Annotated in this window: 15 protein-coding genes; 8 read left to right on the top strand and 7 right to left on the bottom strand. The window is 59.1% G+C overall.

Annotated elements, in window-relative coordinates:
* Positions 1 to 199: 199 nt before the first annotated feature.
* Positions 200 to 1,543: a CDP-diacylglycerol--serine O-phosphatidyltransferase gene (gene pssA / locus HBO23_RS12775; RefSeq protein ID WP_017135533.1), complete on the bottom strand. Its 1,344-nt coding sequence runs from the start codon at positions 1,541 to 1,543 to the stop codon at positions 200 to 202.
* Between the two features lie 125 nt (positions 1,544 to 1,668).
* On the opposite strand from pssA, the gene HBO23_RS12780 reads away from it, so the two are divergent.
* Together HBO23_RS12780 and HBO23_RS12785 are read left to right on the top strand one after the other, a co-directional pair.
* Positions 1,669 to 2,232, top strand: a complete 564-nt coding sequence (locus tag HBO23_RS12780) for a TetR/AcrR family transcriptional regulator (protein WP_099549841.1) — start codon at positions 1,669 to 1,671, stop codon at positions 2,230 to 2,232.
* Between the two features lie 54 nt (positions 2,233 to 2,286).
* Complete coding sequence (locus HBO23_RS12785) at positions 2,287 to 2,766, top strand: nuclear transport factor 2 family protein (RefSeq protein ID WP_017135531.1); 480 nt, start codon at positions 2,287 to 2,289, stop codon at positions 2,764 to 2,766.
* 219 nt (positions 2,767 to 2,985) lie between these two features.
* Here HBO23_RS12785 and HBO23_RS12790 read toward each other — a convergent pair whose 3' ends face one another.
* Entirely contained in the window at positions 2,986 to 4,140 is a 1,155-nt protein-coding gene (locus HBO23_RS12790; RefSeq protein WP_170038323.1) for a PQQ-dependent sugar dehydrogenase, read from the bottom strand.
* 12 nt (positions 4,141 to 4,152) lie between these two features.
* Positions 4,153 to 4,470 (bottom strand): hypothetical protein, encoded by a 318-nt coding sequence (locus tag HBO23_RS12795; protein WP_099549844.1) that lies wholly within the window; start codon positions 4,468 to 4,470, stop codon positions 4,153 to 4,155.
* Between the two features lie 184 nt (positions 4,471 to 4,654).
* Between HBO23_RS12795 and HBO23_RS12800 the strand changes: the two genes are divergently transcribed.
* Positions 4,655 to 5,509 (top strand): Ku protein, encoded by an 855-nt coding sequence (locus tag HBO23_RS12800; protein WP_170038325.1) that lies wholly within the window; start codon positions 4,655 to 4,657, stop codon positions 5,507 to 5,509.
* A 24-nt stretch (positions 5,510 to 5,533) separates the two neighbouring features.
* Positions 5,534 to 8,014, top strand: coding sequence for a DNA ligase D (ligD, locus tag HBO23_RS12805; RefSeq protein ID WP_170038327.1), 2,481 nt, complete (start codon positions 5,534 to 5,536; stop codon positions 8,012 to 8,014).
* A gap of 176 nt (positions 8,015 to 8,190) precedes the next feature.
* On the opposite strand, the gene HBO23_RS12810 is transcribed toward ligD, so the two are convergent.
* Positions 8,191 to 9,174 (bottom strand): aldo/keto reductase, encoded by a 984-nt coding sequence (locus HBO23_RS12810; RefSeq protein ID WP_099549847.1) that lies wholly within the window; start codon positions 9,172 to 9,174, stop codon positions 8,191 to 8,193.
* A gap of 112 nt (positions 9,175 to 9,286) precedes the next feature.
* Here HBO23_RS12810 and HBO23_RS12815 point away from each other — a divergent pair, with 112 nt between their 5' ends.
* Positions 9,287 to 10,213 (top strand): LysR family transcriptional regulator, encoded by a 927-nt coding sequence (locus HBO23_RS12815; protein ID WP_017135525.1) that lies wholly within the window; start codon positions 9,287 to 9,289, stop codon positions 10,211 to 10,213.
* Between the two features lie 159 nt (positions 10,214 to 10,372).
* Positions 10,373 to 15,286 carry a glycosyltransferase gene (locus HBO23_RS12820; RefSeq protein WP_262378185.1) on the top strand — a complete coding sequence of 1,638 codons (4,914 nt, stop codon included), beginning with the start codon at positions 10,373 to 10,375 and terminating at the stop codon, positions 15,284 to 15,286.
* Between the two features lie 105 nt (positions 15,287 to 15,391).
* On the opposite strand, the gene HBO23_RS12825 is transcribed toward HBO23_RS12820, so the two are convergent.
* The 3 genes from HBO23_RS12825 to HBO23_RS12835 all read right to left on the bottom strand — a co-directional run bounded on the left by HBO23_RS12825 (position 15,392) and on the right by HBO23_RS12835 (position 16,374).
* Entirely contained in the window at positions 15,392 to 15,532 is a 141-nt protein-coding gene (locus tag HBO23_RS12825) for a hypothetical protein (protein ID WP_170038329.1), read from the bottom strand.
* An 11-nt stretch (positions 15,533 to 15,543) separates the two neighbouring features.
* Positions 15,544 to 15,756 carry a hypothetical protein gene (locus HBO23_RS12830; RefSeq protein ID WP_170038331.1) on the bottom strand — a complete coding sequence of 71 codons (213 nt, stop codon included), beginning with the start codon at positions 15,754 to 15,756 and terminating at the stop codon, positions 15,544 to 15,546.
* 72 nt (positions 15,757 to 15,828) lie between these two features.
* Positions 15,829 to 16,374 carry a hypothetical protein gene (locus tag HBO23_RS12835; RefSeq protein ID WP_026013566.1) on the bottom strand — a complete coding sequence of 182 codons (546 nt, stop codon included), beginning with the start codon at positions 16,372 to 16,374 and terminating at the stop codon, positions 15,829 to 15,831.
* A gap of 446 nt (positions 16,375 to 16,820) precedes the next feature.
* On the opposite strand from HBO23_RS12835, the gene HBO23_RS12840 reads away from it, so the two are divergent.
* Together HBO23_RS12840 and HBO23_RS12845 are read left to right on the top strand one after the other, a co-directional pair.
* Complete coding sequence (locus tag HBO23_RS12840) at positions 16,821 to 18,230, top strand: circularly permuted type 2 ATP-grasp protein (RefSeq protein WP_017135520.1); 1,410 nt, start codon at positions 16,821 to 16,823, stop codon at positions 18,228 to 18,230.
* Between the two features lie 2 nt (positions 18,231 to 18,232).
* On the top strand, positions 18,233 to 19,183 hold the full coding sequence (locus HBO23_RS12845; RefSeq protein WP_017135519.1) for an alpha-E domain-containing protein: 951 nt from the start codon (positions 18,233 to 18,235) through the stop codon (positions 19,181 to 19,183).
* The last annotated feature ends 40 nt before the right edge of the window (positions 19,184 to 19,223 follow it).

The raw sequence follows: 19,223 nt of genomic DNA on the forward strand, positions 1-19,223 counted from the left end.
CCGTTGTGGGCCACCATCTGGCGACCAAGCCCTTGCGGGTGGGAGATCCACTCAATGAGCGCAGGTATGTGCGCACAAGCGAGTGGCAGCGTGCACGTCCCTTAGATCTGTTCCACAGAGAAATGTACGAACCTGGGTGTAGGCAAACTCTCAAGATGGCGAAGACCTTCTGAGAGTTTGCGGTAACGCGTCCGCTTTCCTACAAGATCCGGTAAAGCAACCGCTCAATCCGCACCCGGCTGACCCGGCGCAAAAACTTGCCGACTGCTGGCGGATACTCCACCAGGGTCTGCAATTGCTGATACCGCTCGATGCGCGTGGTGTGCTGGAAGATCTGCGCGAGCTCTGTGCGCCGCGGCGCCAGCCACTCGCCCTTGGGATCATCGATCAGCAAGGCATTTTCCAGATCGAGGCGGAATGCCCGTGGGTTGAGGTTGTTGCCCGTGAGCAAGGTGTAACGCTGGTCGACCCACATACCCTTAAGGTGATAAGTGTTGTCGCCGTCACGCCATAAGTGCAGGTTCAACTGGCCGCTGTCGATCATCGGCTGATGGCGTTTGGCGAAGCGGCGCAGGCTGATTTCATACAGGTAAGGCAAGGCCGAGATCACCTTGAACGGCTCGCTGGGCGGGATGTAGAAATCGTTGGCGGTTTTGTCGCCGACGATAATGTCGACCTTCACCCCACGCGCCAGGGCGCGGTTTATTTCGCGGGTCACCGGCAGCGGCAGGTTGAAATACGGCGTGCAGATGGTCAGTTGATGCTGGGCACTGGCAATGAGTTCGAGGATCACCCGGTTCAACGGATTGTTCTTGCCCACACCCAGCAACGGGCTGACCGACAAGTGCCCATTGGGCAGCAAACCTGTGGTGGTGTCGTAGGTCGCGTGCTTCAAGCGGCTGCGCAAGTCACCGATGTCATTGCGCAGGCTGCGGGTGGTCGGCAGGTTCGGCAGGTCCAGGCGATGCACGGCTTTGGACGCGACCAGGCCGTGTTCCACCAGGTGTTGCATCGAGTCAGCCAAGGACTTGCTGTGGATCAGGTGATAGCGGTCAAAGCGGTATTTGTCGAACTTGTGCAAGTACACATTGTTCAGGCTGGCACCGCTGTACAGCACGCTGTCATCGATCACAAAGCCCTTGAGGTGCAACACGCCGAACAGTTCGCGGGTTTGCACCGGCACGCCGTACACCGGTACTTCGCTGGCGTGGGAGTGGGTCATGGCCTGGTACCAGGCGCTGTTGCCCGGCTGCTTGCCGGCGCCGATCAGGCCGCGCTGGGCGCGCAACCAGTCAACCACCACCACGATATCCAACTCGGGCCGTGCCGCCTTGGCGGCGTGTAAGGCGTCGTAGATTTCCTGCCCCGCTTCGTCCTGCTGCAAGTACAGCGCGACGATGTAGATGCGTTGTGTGGCCTGGGCGATTTTTTCCAGCAGGCACAGACGGTACGCAGCGGCACCGGACAGCACGTCGATGGCATCGGGAGACAGCGGGAAACCACGCAGTTTGGGCAACAGGGAGCGTTTGAAGAACGACGGCATAAGGCTCGCAATGGGTCGAATCCGAAGAGGCACAGAGCTTACACCATGGGGCTGCTCAGGTCTCGTCGTGGCCAATGGAAAAAATTTAATTGACCATGAAGAACGATCGTTCTACTGTTTGTTGCATGAACGATATTAACAGCAACGAAACCCGCGACATTATCCTCGACGTCACCCAGAAGTTGATCTATCGGCACGGCATCGCCGCCACCGGCATGGAGTTACTGGTGAAAACCGCCGGCGTCTCACGCAAAAGTATTTACCGTTACTTTGCCAATAAAGACGAGCTGGTCATCGCCGCCCTGCAACGCCGCGACGCACGCTGGATGCAGTGGCTACGCACTGAAGTGGAACGCAGCGAAGGCAGCGGCGAGCGCCTGCTGGCGCTGTTCAGCGCACTCAAGGCCTGGTTTGGCTCGGCAGACTTTCGCGGCTGCGCCTTTATCAACACCAGTGGCGAAACCGGCGATGCGCAAGACCCGGTGCGCCTGCTGGCCAAGGCGCATAAACAAAAACTGTTCGAGTACGCCCTCGAACTGTGTAAAGCACATGGCACCCCCGACCCCGAACGGCAGGCAGCGCACCTGCTGATTCTGATCGATGGCGCCATTACCGTTGCCCTGGTCATGGGCGATTCAACAGCAGCTGATAATGCGCAATGCATGGCGCGAACGTTATTAGGACTTTGAACGCACAGGCTGAGCAACTTTCGACAACACCTTGGTATTGATAGGAGCTGCCCCATGTCATCGACAGCAGAACAACGTCCGCCGCTGCCACCGTTCACGCGTGAATCGGCCATTGAAAAAGTGCGCCTGGCCGAAGACGGCTGGAACTCCCGCGACCCGCAACGCGTGTCGCTGGCGTATACCCTGGACACGCAGTGGCGAAACCGTGCCGAATTCGCGCATAACCGCGAAGAGGCCAAGGGTTTTCTCACGCGCAAATGGGCCAAGGAACTGGACTATCGTCTGATCAAGGAGTTGTGGGCATTCACCGACAACCGTATCGCCGTGCGCTATGCCTATGAGTGGCATGACGACTCCGGCAACTGGTTCCGTTCCTATGGCAACGAAAACTGGGAATTCGACGAAAACGGCCTGATGGCCAACCGTTTTGCCTGCATCAACGATCTGCCGATCAAAGCAACCGAGCGCAAGTTCCACTGGCCGTTGGGCCGGCGCCCGGATGATCATCCGGGGTTATCCGACCTCGGCCTGTAAGCCACACGCATAGGTATCTACACAACCGGTTATTGTGGCGAGCAGGCTTGTCCTGCGTTGGGCTGCGAAGCGGCCCGAGTGAAGGCACTGCAATTTTCCTGAAAAAACTCGGCGTCCGGGTTAGGGGCTGCTTCGCAGCCCAACGCAGGACAAGCCTGCTCGCCACAGGAAAAATTGGCGGCCTTCAAGCCAGCTCCCACATTGGACCATCAGCCTCTGTCAGTCCTGATTCAAGCCGACGCGATACAGTACGCCCTTGTCCTCATCGGTCAGCACATACAGGAAGCCGTCCGGCCCCTGACGCACATCGCGAATCCGTGCCTTCAACCCGCCCAGCAGGCGCTCCTCGTGGATCACCTTGTCGCCATCGAACTGCAGGCGAATCAACTCCTGGCTGGCCAACGCGCCGATAAACAGGTTGTGGTCCCAGGCTTTGAAACGCTCGGCGTCATAGAACGCCATGCCACTGATGCCGGGTGATTTTTCCCAGACGTGGTGGGGTTCCACAGTGCCCTCCACAGCCTTGCCCTTGGCTTCCGGAATCGGCGTCAGCGAATAATTGATGCCGTGGGTTGCCAGGGGCCAGCCATAGTTTTTGCCGCGCTCGATGATGTTTATTTCATCGCCACCGCGCGGGCCATGTTCGTTTTCCCAGATCGTGCCGCTCCAGGGGTTCAACGCCAACCCCTGCGGGTTACGCTGGCCGTAGGACCAGATCTCCGGGCGCACGCCCTGCTGGCCCACAAAGGGGTTGTCGTCCGGCACACGGCCATCCGGGTAAATGCGCACGACTTTGCCTTGCAACTTGTCCAGGTCCTGGGCCGTCGGCCGGTCATTGTTCTCGCCCAGGGTCACAAACAGGTAGCCGTCCCGGTCGAACGCCAGTCGCGAGCCGAAGTGATTGCCGGTCGACAGTTTGGGCTCCTGGCGCAATATCACTTTGAAGTCTTTGAGCCCGCTCAAATCATCGGCCAAACGCCCACGCCCCACGGCAGTGCCGGCCTTGCCACCCTCGCCGCCGCCTTCGGCATACGACAGGTAGACCAGGCGGTCCTGCTTGAAGTCTGGCGACAGCACCACGTCGAGCAAACCGCCCTGCCCTTTGGCCCACACCTGCGGCACGCCGGTCAGCGGCGCAGAGAGCTTGCCGTCCGGGCTGACAAAGCGCAGGTGGCCGGGGCGCTCGGTCACCAGGAAGCCTTGTTTGTCCGGCAGAAACGCCACGGCCCACGGGTGATCGAGGCCTTTGGCAATGGGGGTGGCAGTGATGCTGCCTTGCTCACTGGGGAACTGCTGGGCATCCGCCGCCATGACGGCCGTCACGGGCAGCAGAGTTGCGCAGATAGCGGCTAACAGGGTTTTGCGTAGAAACATAAGACAGAGTCCTTACCGGCGATTGCCGTTGGCATCGTAAGTGGGCGCTTTGGGTGCAGTGGCAGGACGGCTTGGGGCCGCGTTACGCGTCGGGTAACGATTGCCGATACCGCCGTTTTCCACGGTCGGTGCAGGGCCGGTCGGCGCGGGTTGAACCCCGCGGGTGGCGGCCGGCGCATTGGGCTGGGTGCCCTGCATGCTGTTGGGGTTAGCCCGATGGATTGGGCTGTTATTGGTGTTGTAGCTGCCGGGCAGGTTCTGCGCCTGGGCCAATGGCGCGAGGGCCAGGCCCAGCGCGACTACGGCGAGGTAACGCACACAGCTGTTCATGACAAAGCCTCATTGGGGCGAGTAGTACGTGCTTTCGATAACACGCTACGCCTTGGGTTCGGCTTTCGACATTAAATAGTTTCTCATCAGATGTAACACGATCTGTCCGCGCATCCGTCCGCCGAAACTTTTGCGCCAGCCTGCGAGTCACCAGAACACCGACTCTTCTCAAGGAACCGCAGCCATGCCAAGGGCAATCTGGAAAGGCGCCATCAGTTTCGGCTTGGTCCATATCCCGGTCTCGCTGGTCTCGGCCACGTCCTCCCAGGGCGTTGACTTTGACTGGCTGGACAAACGCAGCATGGACCCGGTGGGCTACAAGCGCATCAACAAGACGACTGGCAAGGAAGTCACCCAAGACAATATCGTCAAGGGCGTGGCCTTTGAGAAAGGCCGCTATGTGGTGCTCAGCGAAGACGAGATTCGCTCGGCCCACCCCAAGTCGACCCAGACCATCGAAATCATTGCCTTTGTTGCCGCCGACCAGATCCCGCTGCAAAACATCGACACGCCCTACTTCCTGGCCCCGGACAAACGCGGCGGCAAAGTTTACGCGCTGCTGCGTGAGACCCTGAAAAAAACCGCCAAGGTCGCCCTGGCCAATGTGGTGCTGCACACCAAACAGCACCTGGCAGCGCTGATGCCGCTGGAATCAGCGCTGGTATTGGTGATGCTGCGCTGGCCCGCCGAAGTGCGCAGCCTCGACGAACTGGAACTGGGCAGTGACGTCACCAAACCGAGCCTGGCCAAGGGCGAATTGGACATGGCCAAGCGCCTGGTCGAAGACATGAGCGCCGACTGGCAGCCGGACGAATACCGCGACAGCTTCCAGGAAAAGATCATGGCGCTGGTGGCGAAGAAGGCCAAGGCCGGCAAAATAGAAGACGTCGAAAGCCAGCCCGGCAGCGAAGAACGCAAATCTGCCGATGTAATCGATCTGACCGAACTGCTCAAGCGCAGCCTCGCCGGCAAGCCCGCCGCGAAAAAGCCCGCAGCAAAAAAACCGACCGCAAAAAAAACCAGCAAAAAGGCCTCTTGAGCCCGCCATCAGCAGGAGAACGCCATGGCCAAGCCCCTGAGCGAATACACGCGCAAACGCGACTTCGAGATCACCGCAGAGCCCGCAGGTGATGCACCTGCCAGCAAATCCAAAGCCTCGGCATTGTCATTCGTGATTCAAAAACACGACGCGCGCAGCCTGCACTATGACTTTCGCCTGGAACTCGATGGTGTACTCAAAAGCTGGGCCGTGCCCAAAGGCCCAAGCCTGGACCCCAGCCAGAAACGCCTGGCGGTCCACGTTGAGGACCACCCGCTGAGTTACGGCAACTTCGAAGGCAATATCGCCGCCGGGCAGTATGGCGCCGGCGATGTGATCGTGTGGGATCGGGGGGTCTGGCAGCCTCACGACGATCCGCACAAGGCGTATGCAGCCGGCAAACTCAAATTCACCCTGGTCGGTGAAAAACTCTCCGGCGATTGGGCGCTGGTACGCACCCGCCTCAAGGGCAGCGGCGACAAGGAGCAGTGGTTGCTGATCAAGGAAAAGGATCAGCAAGCCCGCCCGGCCGCAGACTACGACATCGTAAAGGCCCAGCCCAAAAGCGTGCTCAGCGATGCCACCGTGGGCAAGCCCGCGCCTGCACCGCGTGCAAAGCGCCAGAAAGCCAAGACCGCCCTGCCCGATCAATTCGCGCCACAACTGGCCACCCTGGTCGACCGCGCCCCGCCCGGCGATTGGCAATACGAGATCAAATTCGACGGCTACCGCATGCTGGCGCGTATCCGCGACGGCGATGTGCGCCTGTTCACCCGCAACGGTCATGACTGGACCGAGCGTTTGCCGCGCCAGGTCAAGGCCCTCCAAGCCCTCAAGCTCAAGGACAGCTGGCTGGATGGCGAAGTGGTCAGCCTTAACGCCGACGGTTTACCGGACTTCCAGGCGTTGCAAAATGCGTTCGATATCGGCCGCAGCCTGGACATCGTTTACTACCTGTTCGATGCACCTTTTTTACACGGAAAAGACCTGCGTGAAGCGCCCGTGGAACAGCGCCGTGCTGCGCTTAAATCCGCGCTGTCGGGCAGCCGCAGCAAATTGCTGCGGTTTTCCGAAACCTTCGCCGCCAACCAACGCGACATCTTCGAAAGCGCCTGCGACCTGGCGCTCGAAGGCGTGATCGGCAAGCGCGTCGGCAGCCCGTATGTGTCCAGCCGCAGTGCCGACTGGATCAAACTCAAATGCCGCCTGCGTCAGGAGTTTGTGATTGTCGGTTACACCCGCCCGCAAGGTTCGCGCACCGGCTTCGGCGCGTTGCTGCTGGCGGTCAATGACGACAACGGCTTGGTGTATGCCGGGCGTGTCGGCACCGGGTTTGATCAGCACGCGCTCAAAGCGATTTACGCCCAGCTCACGCCTTTGGCGCGCAAAACTTCGCCACTGCAAAACCCGCTGACCAGCAGCCAGGCACGCGGCGTGCACTGGGTGGAGCCCGAGCTGGTCGGCGAAGTCAATTTCGCCGAATGGACCCGCGAAGGCGTGGTACGCCAAGCCTCATTCGTAGCGATGCGCAGCGACAAGCCTGTGGCGCAGATCATCCATGAGCAACCGCGCGCGGCCAAATCTCTCAAGCAGGCCTCAGTGCCGAAAAAAGCCGGCAACGGCGTGAACATCACGCACCCCGATCGCGTGATCGATCCACGAAGTGGCACGCAAAAGCAGCAGTTGGCAGACTTTTACGCCAGCATCAGCGAATGGCTCCTGCCGTTTCTGCGCCATCGGCCGGTCTCGCTACTGCGCGCGCCGGATGGCATCGAAGGCGAGCAATTCTTCCAAAAACATGCAGAGCGCCTGGCCATTCCCCATATCAAACAACTGGACCAGAACCTCGACCCTGGCCATGCACGGCTGATGGAAATCGACACCACCAAAGCCCTGCTCGGCGCCGTGCAGATGGGCACCATTGAGCTGCACACCTGGGGCGCGACTGCCGACAAAATCGAAACCCCGGACCGGTTTGTGCTCGATCTCGACCCGGACCCGGCGCTGCCCTGGAAAAGCATGCTGGAGGCCGCGCAATTGACCCTGTCGGTACTGGATGAGTTGGGCCTTGAGGCGTTCGTCAAAACCAGCGGTGGCAAAGGCCTGCACGTGGTCATCCCGCTGGCGCGCCGGGACGGCTGGGAGACAGTAAAGGCCTTTGCCAAGGCCATCGCACAGTTTATGGCACAGCAACTGCCTGAACGCTTTACCGCTACCAGCGGCCCGAAAAACCGCATTGGCAAGATCTTTATCGACTACCTGCGCAATGCCCGCGGCGCGAGTACGGTGGCGGCCTATTCGGTACGGGCACGCCCGGGCCTGCCGGTCTCGGTGCCGGTGAGCAAGGACGAACTGAAAGGGTTACGCGGTGCGCAGCAATGGACGGTGGCTAATCTGCATGAGCGTTTGAGCACGCTCAAGGATGACCCCTGGGCCGGTTACGCCAACCGGCAGAAGATCAGCAAGAAGATGTGGGACAAGCTGGGGGCGCAGCCGCCACAGTGATTGGCATCCAGCGTGCGCCGCCGATACGAAAGCGTCGGGGATCGCTTTGGCCAGGCCCCCAGCAAAGCCAACACAGCAAGCAAACCACCAGCATTCTTGAATACGGTACCGCGCTTCATGCAAAAACCTCTACGAACAGGGATGGTGTTTGTGTGCCGACATCCCTGTCGTTAAGGCTAACGTTTGGCGGGGGCCATAAATTCCGGCCCGATTGGATCTTTTATCGTGCTGGCAAGAATACGGTCGATATGTGTCAGGTCATCGGCGGTCAGGTGCCAGCCAAACACCTCTTCAAAACCCTTCAATTGTTCCGGGCGGCGCGCGCCCCACAGTGCAATGGTCGGGCCTTGGTCCAACACCCAGCGCATGGCCAGGGCCAGCACCGACTTGCCATGGCATTCGCGCGCATAGCTGTCCAGCGCCGCCACAGCCGCCAGGTATTGCTCGAAACGCGGCGCCTTGAATTTGGGATCAAGCTTGCGCACATCATCCCCGGCAAAGCGGGTGGCCGAGTGCATGCTGCCGGTCAGCAAGCCACGGCACAGCGGGCCATAGGCCAACAGCACCAGCGAGCGCTGGCGGGCATAGGGCAGGATGTCGCTGTCGATGGCGCGCTCGAACAGGTTGTAGGGCGGCTGCACGGTGGCCAGCGCCGTGTGCCGACTGAAGTCGTCCATTTGCGCACAGGAATAGTTGCTCACGCCAACGGCAAGGATCTTGCCCTCGCGGCGCAGGCGCTCGAGCTCTTCGGCGGTTTCTTCCTGGGCCACCAGCGGGTCGGGCCAGTGCACCTGGTACAGGTCGATATAGTCGGTGTCCAGGCGCACCAAAGAGTCTTCGACTTCTTTGCGGATGCGCCGCGCCGTGGCATTGCGCCGGGTGGTGCCGTCGTCCCATTGCAGGCCGGCCTTGGTGGCAATCACCGCGCTGTGGCGCATGCCGCGCACGGCCTTGCCGATCAGTTCTTCGGACAGCCCAAGGCCATACACCGGCGCGGTGTCGATCAGGTTGATGCCGCAGTTCAATGCATGACGAATGGTCTTGATCGACTGCTCGTTGTCCGCACCGCCCCACAAATGCCCCCCCATGGACCAGGTGCCGAGGGCAATCCGCGAGACGGCCTTGTCGATGCCGGCAATCCGGAGGGTCTCGATGCGCATAAAAAACTCCTCGAAGAGCAAAAATACGTAGGAAAACAATTACTCTAGATCATCCGATGTTGAATAGGGCTCAACGCCCCATGCAACCGAACTCCTAGTAAAGAGGCTTGATATGGCGGCTTTTAATCGTTCCGAATTGGCCGATCTGAATGTGTTCATGGCGATCATCCGGCGCCGCAGTTTTCGCCATGCCGCCCATGAGCTGGGCGTGACCACCTCGGCGCTGAGCCACACCATGCGCAACCTCGAAACGCGCCTGGGGGTCAAGCTGCTGTACCGCACCAGCCGCGCGGTGGAACCGACTGACGCCGGCACCCTGCTGGCGGAAAAACTCACCCAGGGCTTTGCCGTCATCCAGGACGGTCTCGATACCCTGGAGCTGCACCGCGAAGCGCCGATTGGCCGCTTGCGCATCAATGTGCCACGGGATGCAGCCGTGCTGCTGTTGGCGCCGATCCTCGGCGACTTCACCGACGCCTACCCGCAGTTGCGCCTGGACTTGATCGTCGAAGACCACATGCTCGACATCATTGCCGAAGGCTACGACGCGGGTATCCGCTACGGTGCGACCGTGCCACAGGACATGGTCGCGGTGCCGCTGACCGGCGCACTGCGCTGGATCATGGTCGCCTCCCCCGCCTACCTCGCCCGTCGCGGTACACCTCAGGTACCCAAGGACCTGCTGGAGCACGCGTGCATCCGCATGTACCTGGGCGACAAGACCACCTACAAATGGGAGCTGGGCAACGGTGCGCGCCAACAACGCATCGATGTGCCCGGGCACTTCAGTGCGGCCGACACAGAAACCATCGTCAATGCTGCGTTGCAAGGCGTGGGGATTGCCTATTGCCTGTCCGACCGCGTGCAGCAGCAGCTTGCCGAGGGCCGACTGGTGGAAGTCATGCCGGACTGGGCCTGCATGGGCGAACCGCTGTGCATGTACTACCCGAGCCGCCGCCAGTCGCAACCGGGTTTGCGCCAGTTGATGGATATGATCCGGATGAAAACCATCGGTTCGCAGTTAATGGAAACACATTGAACCTGGGCCAGGCAGGTTGGCCTGGAGGGGGCGAAATATAGGGTTACGACTGAATCGGTGGAAGCAGGGAATCAAACCGAAGCGGCTGTTACGTAAGGGAAATGCCTCGTTAGTTCCCACGTCGAGGCGCTATTCCCACACGCACAACGGCAGCCCACTATGAACAGTGTTTCCAATCAGATCATCGCACGCCCTTCATCTGCTCCAACGTTGCCGCTACTGCCGCCGCTTTCAAGGCCAAAACGTGACACCGCGTCCCCGCAGGAAGAGCAGGCTGCCACACGGGCCAATGGAGACAGCGAACTGGCCATGCAATACGCGATCGCCCTGAACCTGGCTGGCCGTCGCACTCATGTTGAAGACTTCGATCACATTGCTCCCCACTCCACCTTTGGCCAATGGTGGAGGCACTTGCATGATGCCTTCCAATTGCCCGATGTTCAGCAGTGGATCAAGGCCTTGGGGGTTGATACCACCTCGATAAAAATCGATCCAAAATCAGGTCAGATTTCCTTTTACCGTGAGCGCTTTCTTGACCCGCTAAGCACATTACACACGCTGGGCCAGGACGACAGCCAGTGGGCTGCCCTGAGCGGGCCTATCCTGCGGGCCGCGAGCGTCATAGATGGCGAATTTCCTTTTGCGCCTCCCGTCAATAGCCCGGACGTACCTGTACCCTGGAAGCTCGTCGGTCGATTTTATCAGGAGCCACAGAACCTGACGCTGTCTGGCATGCTCAAGCGAGCGGACGAAATCAGCCACCAGACGGGTAACTTCAAAACCCTCGATCCAGGCCGCTTTGCGGACAAGATCCAGTCGCGCAGCGAAGAAACACTACAGGAACAGAAAGCGGCACTGGGTGATATCCACAACTGGCACCGGGCGGGTGCTGCACTGCAACGCCTGGCGATGGCCCTGGAGGATGGCAGTAAAAAATTCGAGGAACTCCAGCCCGAACTGGGACAGCCGCTGCCACTGTCTGCAGACAGCACCTACCGGCCAACGGGCACTGGCGCCGCCAACGAAACCAGCCTGCTTCAATTTCTGACGGAGCATGGCATTGACGTCCCCACCAACCCCGAGCAACTGGAAAACCTCTCCAGCGCGCTCCTCACGACGCCCCCCAAGGCCGCCCCCCATGGCGACTTGGGCGGCGCGCTGACATGGCCCGAACCACTTGCACGTGACAACCAGACACAACTGAAGACGGGAATTACCGAAGGAAAATTCGGCGACGTCAGATTAAAACCCTTCAAGCATGTCCTGGATTATCTGCTCAACGGCAGATCGATCTCCGCGCAGGAACAGCTGAATCCGCGGCAGTTGATCAGCAGCTTGATAAGTTCAGACAGAGGCACCGCACTGGGCAAGGCAATTGAAGCCACATTCGAGGCTCGCTCAGTCAAAGGCAGTGTCACCGACTGGCTGCTGGCGGCCTTGGGCGTGGGGAAATACGACCAAGCCCACGGTGAAACACGTATTGAGGGCTACCCCCTGGTTTCAGCCCACAACAGCCATAAATCGGCTTCGAGGGTGGTCAAGGAGCTGGAGGAGCATCTGCTTGCCAACGGCCTCGCTTCCAGCGCGCAAACAGCATCCGTGCAGGCCCACCTCATGCTCGCCAGTCGCGCACCGCAGTTTCTGGTCAAGGGTATCCCGCAGGAAGTGACGATGGGTTCGCACAGCTGGGTCAGCTTCACCACGGCGGTAGCGCGCGTGGAAGCGAAAGCGCCAGGCGCGACAGCCAACATGGACTACGCGCAAATCATGCTCGCGGCCAATATTGCACCGATCTCGAACGAGGAACGCCAGATCGAATATGCCGCCCAGAACGAGGCGATCAAAGCCTGGGGCGTTCCCAACGGCATGGGCTATCCGACCACGCAGACAGCCCTGTCCGAGGTGCGTGAGGCGTTCAACCGGCATATCAGCGAAATGAGCGAAGCCGCCTCACTGCCGCTCCTCGAGACGCCGACCACCAAAGCCATTGCGGTCGAGCTTTTGAAAAAAGCATGCCCCGGGATGGACCCAGCGCTGTTTGAGAAAAAGTGCATTACGTCGCAGCCCTCTACCAACGTATACCCCGGCCCCTACTCACTGTTGGACCTGCTCATTGATCGCAGGGCGCTTAGATCCCCACCACCAGATTCCGACAACAGAAAGCCTGCGGTATGGGTTTCATCATCAGACGAAATCAATATCGGCGATCTGCTGCCAATCCTCAAAACCCTGCCGGATCCCATCAAGCAGTTCAATGAGGACTTTCGCACGTTCTCTGACGCCGTCAAAAAGGCCACGTCGGCGCAGTTCAAGGTCATGATTTCGAAATTGCAACTGGAAGACCGGCAAAATCTGGCGTTCGGCGAAATCGTCGTACACAAAGAAATTCGCTACGACCGCATTCAAGGCTCCAGTTATGACAAGCGTGTTGAAACAGGCGTGTTACTGGTCGAGACCCTGCGTACCGTCAACGGTAAACCTCAGACCAGGCAGTACGCAATCAACCGGCTGGAGGGCACTATCACCCCGCAGCCGAGCCTGTTTTATGCATCACTCCCGCCCGCCAGCCTTGCGTCTACCGGCCCACGTTATATAGCAGACCAGATAACGCCCAGGGGTGAGTACCCCGCGGGAATAACAGACGAACGCAAAGGCGCCACGGGTATACCTGATAGCGTTGCCAGTGCCAGAACCCAATACCTGGCCGATGCATTGATTGAGGATATGAAGCTGCCTGAGTTGGGCGCATATTCCAGGGGAACAACGACCTTTCAGACGGAACACAGCACCACCGAAGCCATTCGCGAGGTCTTGCTGGGCTTTATTCCGTTCAGGTCGGCCATTAAAAATTTCAACGAGGGCAAGACTGCCGACGGTGTTCTCGACTTGGCGTTCGACATTTTTGGTTTCGTGGTCGGCGTCGGCTCCGCAGCCAAGGCCGCGAGAGCTTCATTTGTCGGTGCTTCCGTGCTGTCAAAAGCTGCCCTGGGGTTCAAGATTGTCGGGCGGGCAGCAGTGGGCGCGCTCAATCCGTTGGGCGGTATTGATGACCTCGCGCGTAGTGCGATAAGGGGCGTAAAGTTTGTAGCCGGCAAAGCCTATAAAGGTGTCAATGATCTGCGCCGTTCGTACCGCCATGTCAACCTGTTGGAGGTGGCCAAAAGGGCCGATATCGCTGAAGGCGCATTCAGTGCCGCCAACAGCGCTCGCAACACAAAAGCCCTGGCTAAGTTCGATGAGGCAACCCATAAGTGGTACGCCTTGGATCCGCGCACGAAGCAGGCCTACGGCAAGCCGCTGGAGAACTTCGTCCCAGACGTGCCAAAACCGGGCGACTCGAATAGTTTGCGAGCAATCTCCAGTGACGACGCAATCCAGAACATCAGCAAGCAACACGGCCTGGCAGCAACCGGGACAATCCAGGTGGGCCAAGAAACAGTCGAGCGCCAGGCTGTGATGTTTCTGGGTAATTGGCATGAATACGATGCATTGAAGCAACGCGCCATGGGCCTGCCCTTGAGAGACTTTAAACCTAACCGCGTTGCTGCCAATGGAGAAGTACGCTCACTGGATGATCTGCACAGTTATGAAGCCCGCTACATCGCCGCAGACGAGTTATCGACCACGGGGTTGCAGAACAACGTGTTGGTGGGCCGCAGTAAACGCGAATATGTGAAGGTTGATGGCAGGCTCTTTGAGTCCCAAGTCAAAGACGGCCGGCGCGTCATCCGCCATCCGAACGGCACGAGCCCCGATATACCCGTCAAGGATCTTGGCCCTACAGGGTGGGCACCTTTATCCCGATCCGAACGTTTGCTGGCCGGCGCAGGTGGCACACCGACGCCTTTCAGGCTGGGAGATGGAACCTACGTAGTGCCGATGGACGATATTAAACGCGTGGAAACCTCAGGCAATCCATTCAGGATTACTTACAAAAACGTCGATCAGGAAGTTGCGTTCGACAGCACGGCCGGCGCATGGAGAGGCACCCACGAGCAAGGCCAGCAGTATTACTGGCGAACTACCAAAGGCCACTGGCAACGGGGAACACTTGAAGCGTCCAAAAAGGCTAAAAAAGCCAGCGCCCATCACTATAACTTTGTGGATATTTCGTCGATTCCCAGAATCCCCAAACAACTGGCTCCCGTGCCCAAAACGTTGAACTATTTCTGGGCGGGCCAGGAGATTCCCACCCTCTTGGTCGACAACATGACAAAAAACGCCACCCGAGCTTCAGGCTATAAAACAGTCCTGCACGTGGACGCCGACAGCCCCGCTGTGTTCAAACAAATAGAAAGCAAGCTGAAGGAGAAAATTCCCGGCGTGACGGTGCTCAATCTTAATGAAGATGCCGCATTCAAGCAGTTGAAGACCGGCGAAATGTACAACTACTTCCGACAAGGGCAAGGGAAGAATCTGGCGGCAGCTTCGGATGTAGCCCGCTACCCGATAATGAATAAACACGGTGGTTTTTACCTGGACACCGATGATCTTATCCAAAGCAACGTCGGGGCCGTCGATGTAGCAGCAGGCGCCGACGATGTGCTGCTCGGCGCAGCAATGACGAATTACGTAACCAATTACAAAACGTTCTATAACACCAGTAACTTTGCTACTCGACCCGGCAACCCTGTACTTGGAGAGATGATCAAGGAGATGAACAAGCGGTTTGCGGCTAACAAATCCTATTTTGCGAACAATCGACCGACCGTCAGTCGCGGTCCCGATGGCAACGTTCAATTCACCCAGGAATTCAAAGAGTATGAGGAAAAAATTTTTAATACCGTAGGCCCGGATATGTTTAATGACACGCTTAAAACCAAAAGACCCGATATGTACGACTTAGGTTTCGATGGCCTCGCTAGAGAAGCAAAGTGGGACGGTGTCAAACTCGTGCCGCACGGTCCAGTCGTCAGCATTGAAAACACAGTGAGTGAGGCCTATGCGCGTCAGGGCATGGTGGTGCCGATAACAGAGCCCTTACAGATCAAGAGGGCCAAGGAGCATTACTTTCCGCTTCGCTACAAATTCAACGTGAAAATTGGGGCTGACCATTCCTGGATCAATACCTGATCGAAACCCGTTGATCCAGCCTGCACCGAGTTGCTGGGCCGTCGTTCATGACCTGAGCACTCAGCCAAAGCTGGCGTGGTATGAACGACGAGCCAAGGCGAACGCTCAATCCTGACTTTCGGTGTTGCCTACATCCGCTGCATCATCGAGGTCGTTGAACGGTACTTCTGCATCATCCATCAATGAACCTGGGTCTTCATTGCCCGGGTCATTGAGTTCTTCATCGTCATCGAGTTCCTGGGACATGACCTTCTCCTCTAACCACCTTGGGTGTCGATATCGGCATCGGTTTCAGGCTTGGGCTCGCGCGTGGGCTTGAAGTCTGGACTGTAGTCGTTTTCCCGGGCTTTGGGGTCGCTGGCAGGTTTCGGGTCTTTTGGCGCATCGGCAGCGGTGCCGGGCGCCGGCTCGCCGCCATCGATGGCCGGGTCGTTACGGTTGCCGGTTTGGGGGTCCTTGCTGGTGTTCATAGGTCACCTCTTGAGTAAAACGCAGCCTGCGTAGAGTTAAGGGTGTGCGCAGCACCACGAAGTTCAAATTGCTTAAGAGACCGGGTTATCCACCTGGATATAAAACGCGTAGGCACCCAGCAGCACCCAGAACACCATAAACAGCCACGGTGCACGCATGGAGAACAGCAGCGACTTGCGATAGCCCTTGTGTGACGATTCGGTCTCGCAGAACAGCGGCGAATCATCGTAGGCCATGCCCATCACCGGCTCACTGCGCAGCAGCTCGCTCTGCTTGTAGTGCCAGTGGTCGATAATTTCGTAGGCGGCGCGAATACCTGGCCAGGCATTCAATGAGCTAAGAATGCCGAGGAAGGCCAGAAACGCGGGCACAACCAAGGTAAAAAACTTGCCCCACTCCGGGTTCAGGTTACCCATGCCGGAGACAAAGGCGATCACCAGGAACGACTGTGCCGAGAGATAGGCGTCGGTACGGTTGGCCAGAATGGTGGTTTCGTACTGGATCTCGCGGCGATAGAAATCGAGGCGGTCTTTGGGTGAGCCGAAAATCTTGGCATTGTGCTCGTTGTGATCGTCCAGGGCGGCTGCCGGTGTGTTGGGAGAGATGATTCTGGGCACGGCGGTGCTCCACAAGGTGACGAGCCTTGTTAGAAGAATCGGGGCTGGATGAAGTTCAAGTTTGTTCATGCACCAATTTGGCGCATTCGCTGCACCCTTGTAGTGAGCGGCTTTTAGTGGCACCACGCTTTTGTGGCGAGCGAGCTTGCTCGCGTTGGGCTGCGTAGCGGCCCCAATAAAAGCGGGAGCGCTGCGCACTCCAGCGCGAGCAAGCTCGCTCGCCACAAGTGAATCACTGCCTTGAACACCGTTCCGGCACAAGCATTGCTTAATGCATTCATCTGCCCGGATACAGGAGCATTCGTTACCCCCCGACCCAGAGCCGACCCCATAAGAAAGTAAGGACCAGGCCCGTTGGCACCCTCAGCCACAGGCTCATAAAAATATGCGTTTTTTTAAGCGGCAGTGCCACCCAAGGCAACCCTGGGCACTGACAAGGTACTGGAATGGCTCGATCTTTCTTTGATGAAATGAATGACGCAAACGGCGCCTGCCGTGCGCACTATCAGGACTTCTCCCGCTGGCTGGCCAATACGCCGCCGGAACTGTTGGCCCAACGGCGTCGCGAAGCCGATTTGCTCTTCCACCGCGCCGGGATCACCTTCACCCTCTACGGCGATGAACAAGACACCGAGCGCTTGATCCCCTTCGATATCATCCCGCGCAGCATCCCCGCCAGTGAATGGGCCATGATCGAACGCGGCTGCATCCAGCGCGTCAATGCGTTGAACATGTTCCTTGCCGATATCTATCACGACCAGCGCATCATCAAGGCCGGGATCATCCCGGCGGACCAGGTGCTGGGCAACGAGGGTTATCAAAAGGCGATGGTCGGGCTGGACCTGCACCGTGACATCTACTCACATATTTCCGGCGTGGACCTGGTACGCGACGGCGACGGCACCTACTACGTGCTTGAAGACAACCTGCGCACCCCCAGCGGCGTGAGCTACATGCTCGAAGACCGCAAGATGATGATGCGCCTGTTCCCGGAAGTGTTCGCCAAGCAGCGCATCGCGCCGGTGGACCACTACCCCAACCTGCTGCTCAAGACCCTGAAAAGCTCGAGCCGGCTCGACAACCCCAATGTGGTGGTGCTGACGCCGGGGCGTTTTAACAGCGCGTTCTTCGAGCATGCGTTCCTGGCCCGGGAAATGGGCGTGGAGCTGGTGGAAGGCGCCGATCTGTTCGTGCACGACCTGAAAGTGTTCATGCGCACCACCGACGGTCCTAAACCAGTGGACGTGATCTACCGGCGTATCGACGACGCATTCCTTGACCCCCATGCCTTCAACCCGGACTCCATGCTTGGCGTGCCCGGCCTGGTCGCCGCTTACTGCGCCGGCAATGTGGTGCTGGCCAACGCCATCGGCACCGGCGTGGCCGATGACAAGTCCATCTACCCTTACGTGCCGGAAATGATCCGCTTCTATCTGGACGAAGAGCCGGTGCTGCAAAACGTACCGACCTTCCAGTGCCGCAAACCGGATGAACTGTCCCATGTGCTGGCGCATTTGCCGGAACTGGTGGTCAAGGAAACCCAAGGCTCCGGCGGCTACGGCATGCTGGTTGGCCCGGCTTCAACGGCTGCCGAAATCGAGGACTTCCGCCAACGCATCAAGGCGCGCCCTCACGCCTACATCGCCCAGCCGACGCTGAGCCTGTCCACCTGCCCCACCTTCGTCGAAAACGGCATCGCGCCACGGCACATCGACCTGCGCCCGTTTGTGCTCTCGGGCAAGGAAACCCGCCTGGTGCCTGGCGGGCTGACCCGTGTAGCGTTGAAGGAAGGCTCGTTGATCGTCAACTCGTCGCAAGGCGGCGGAACCAAGGACACCTGGGTGGTGGAGGGCTGAGTATGTTGAGTAGAACCGCCGCAGATCTGTACTGGATGTCCCGTTACCTGGAACGTGCCGAGAACCTGGCGCGCATGCTGGAAGTCAGTTATTCGCTGTCGTTGATGCCCCAGGCCGGGCGCAGTGACGGGCTGGATGAATTGGCCATGTCGCTGCTCAGCAGCGGCACACTGGACAGCTACCTCGAACGCCATAAACAACTGGACGCCGAACGCATGCTGCACTTCTTCGCCCTCGACGAAGAAAACCCGGCCAGCATCTACAACTGCCTGCGCGCCGCCCGTGGCAATGCCCACGCCGTGCGCGGGCGCATTACCGCCGACATGTGGGAAAACCTCAACGCCACCTGGCTGGAAATGCGCAGCATCGCCGCCGGCGGCCTGGCGCGCCATGGCATCAGCCACTTTTGTGACTGGGTCAAACAGCGCTCGCACCTGTTTCGCGGGGCCACCTCCGGCACCATCATGCGCAATGACGCCTACCGGTTTATTCGCCTGGGCACTTTTGTCGAGCGTGCGGACAACACGTTGCGTCTGCTGGACGCGCGTTATGAAATGTTCGGCGAAGAATCCGAAGAGGTCAGCGACCTTTCGGCACGCGGCTATTACCAGTGGAGCGCCCTGCTCCGTGCGTTGTCGTCATTTGAGGCTTACACCGAGCTGTACCCGAATGCGCTGAATGCGCGCTCGGTCTCGGAGTTGCTGCTGTTGCGCAGTGATGTACCGCGCTCACTGCACGCGTGCATCGAGGAGTTGAGCCATATCCTCGCCGACCTGCCCGGCAGTTACGGGCGCGAGGCTCAACGCCTGGCGGCCGAGTTCGAAGCGCGGCTGCGTTATACCGGCATCGATGAAATCCTGGAGGACGGCTTGCACAGCCGGCTCACGGACTTTATCGACACGGTGCGCGAACTGGCGCGGGCAATTCACAGCTCGTACCTGGAAGTGGTGTGAGTGCATTCGGGTTACTTATCTGTCAATTCGGGTGATTGAC

Source organism: Pseudomonas sp. WS 5532, from assembly GCF_012985445.1.
GTDB classification, from domain to species: Bacteria; Pseudomonadota; Gammaproteobacteria; order Pseudomonadales; family Pseudomonadaceae; genus Aquipseudomonas; species Aquipseudomonas edaphica.

Coding starts and splice junctions, on each gene's coding strand:
- HBO23_RS12795 (WP_099549844.1), bottom strand. CDS start 4,470: ATGAACAGCTGTGTGCGTTACCTCGCCGTAGTCGCGCTGGGCCTGGCC.
- HBO23_RS12820 (WP_262378185.1), top strand. CDS start 10,373: ATGAACAGTGTTTCCAATCAGATCATCGCACGCCCTTCATCTGCTCCA.
- HBO23_RS12800 (WP_170038325.1), top strand. CDS start 4,655: ATGCCAAGGGCAATCTGGAAAGGCGCCATCAGTTTCGGCTTGGTCCAT.
- HBO23_RS12830 (WP_170038331.1), bottom strand. CDS start 15,756: ATGAACACCAGCAAGGACCCCCAAACCGGCAACCGTAACGACCCGGCC.
- HBO23_RS12825 (WP_170038329.1), bottom strand. CDS start 15,532: ATGTCCCAGGAACTCGATGACGATGAAGAACTCAATGACCCGGGCAAT.
- HBO23_RS12790 (WP_170038323.1), bottom strand. CDS start 4,140: ATGTTTCTACGCAAAACCCTGTTAGCCGCTATCTGCGCAACTCTGCTG.
- HBO23_RS12815 (WP_017135525.1), top strand. CDS start 9,287: ATGGCGGCTTTTAATCGTTCCGAATTGGCCGATCTGAATGTGTTCATG.
- HBO23_RS12785 (WP_017135531.1), top strand. CDS start 2,287: ATGTCATCGACAGCAGAACAACGTCCGCCGCTGCCACCGTTCACGCGT.
- HBO23_RS12780 (WP_099549841.1), top strand. CDS start 1,669: ATGAACGATATTAACAGCAACGAAACCCGCGACATTATCCTCGACGTC.
- pssA (WP_017135533.1), bottom strand. CDS start 1,543: ATGCCGTCGTTCTTCAAACGCTCCCTGTTGCCCAAACTGCGTGGTTTC.
- HBO23_RS12810 (WP_099549847.1), bottom strand. CDS start 9,174: ATGCGCATCGAGACCCTCCGGATTGCCGGCATCGACAAGGCCGTCTCG.
- HBO23_RS12845 (WP_017135519.1), top strand. CDS start 18,233: ATGTTGAGTAGAACCGCCGCAGATCTGTACTGGATGTCCCGTTACCTG.
- HBO23_RS12840 (WP_017135520.1), top strand. CDS start 16,821: ATGGCTCGATCTTTCTTTGATGAAATGAATGACGCAAACGGCGCCTGC.
- ligD (WP_170038327.1), top strand. CDS start 5,534: ATGGCCAAGCCCCTGAGCGAATACACGCGCAAACGCGACTTCGAGATC.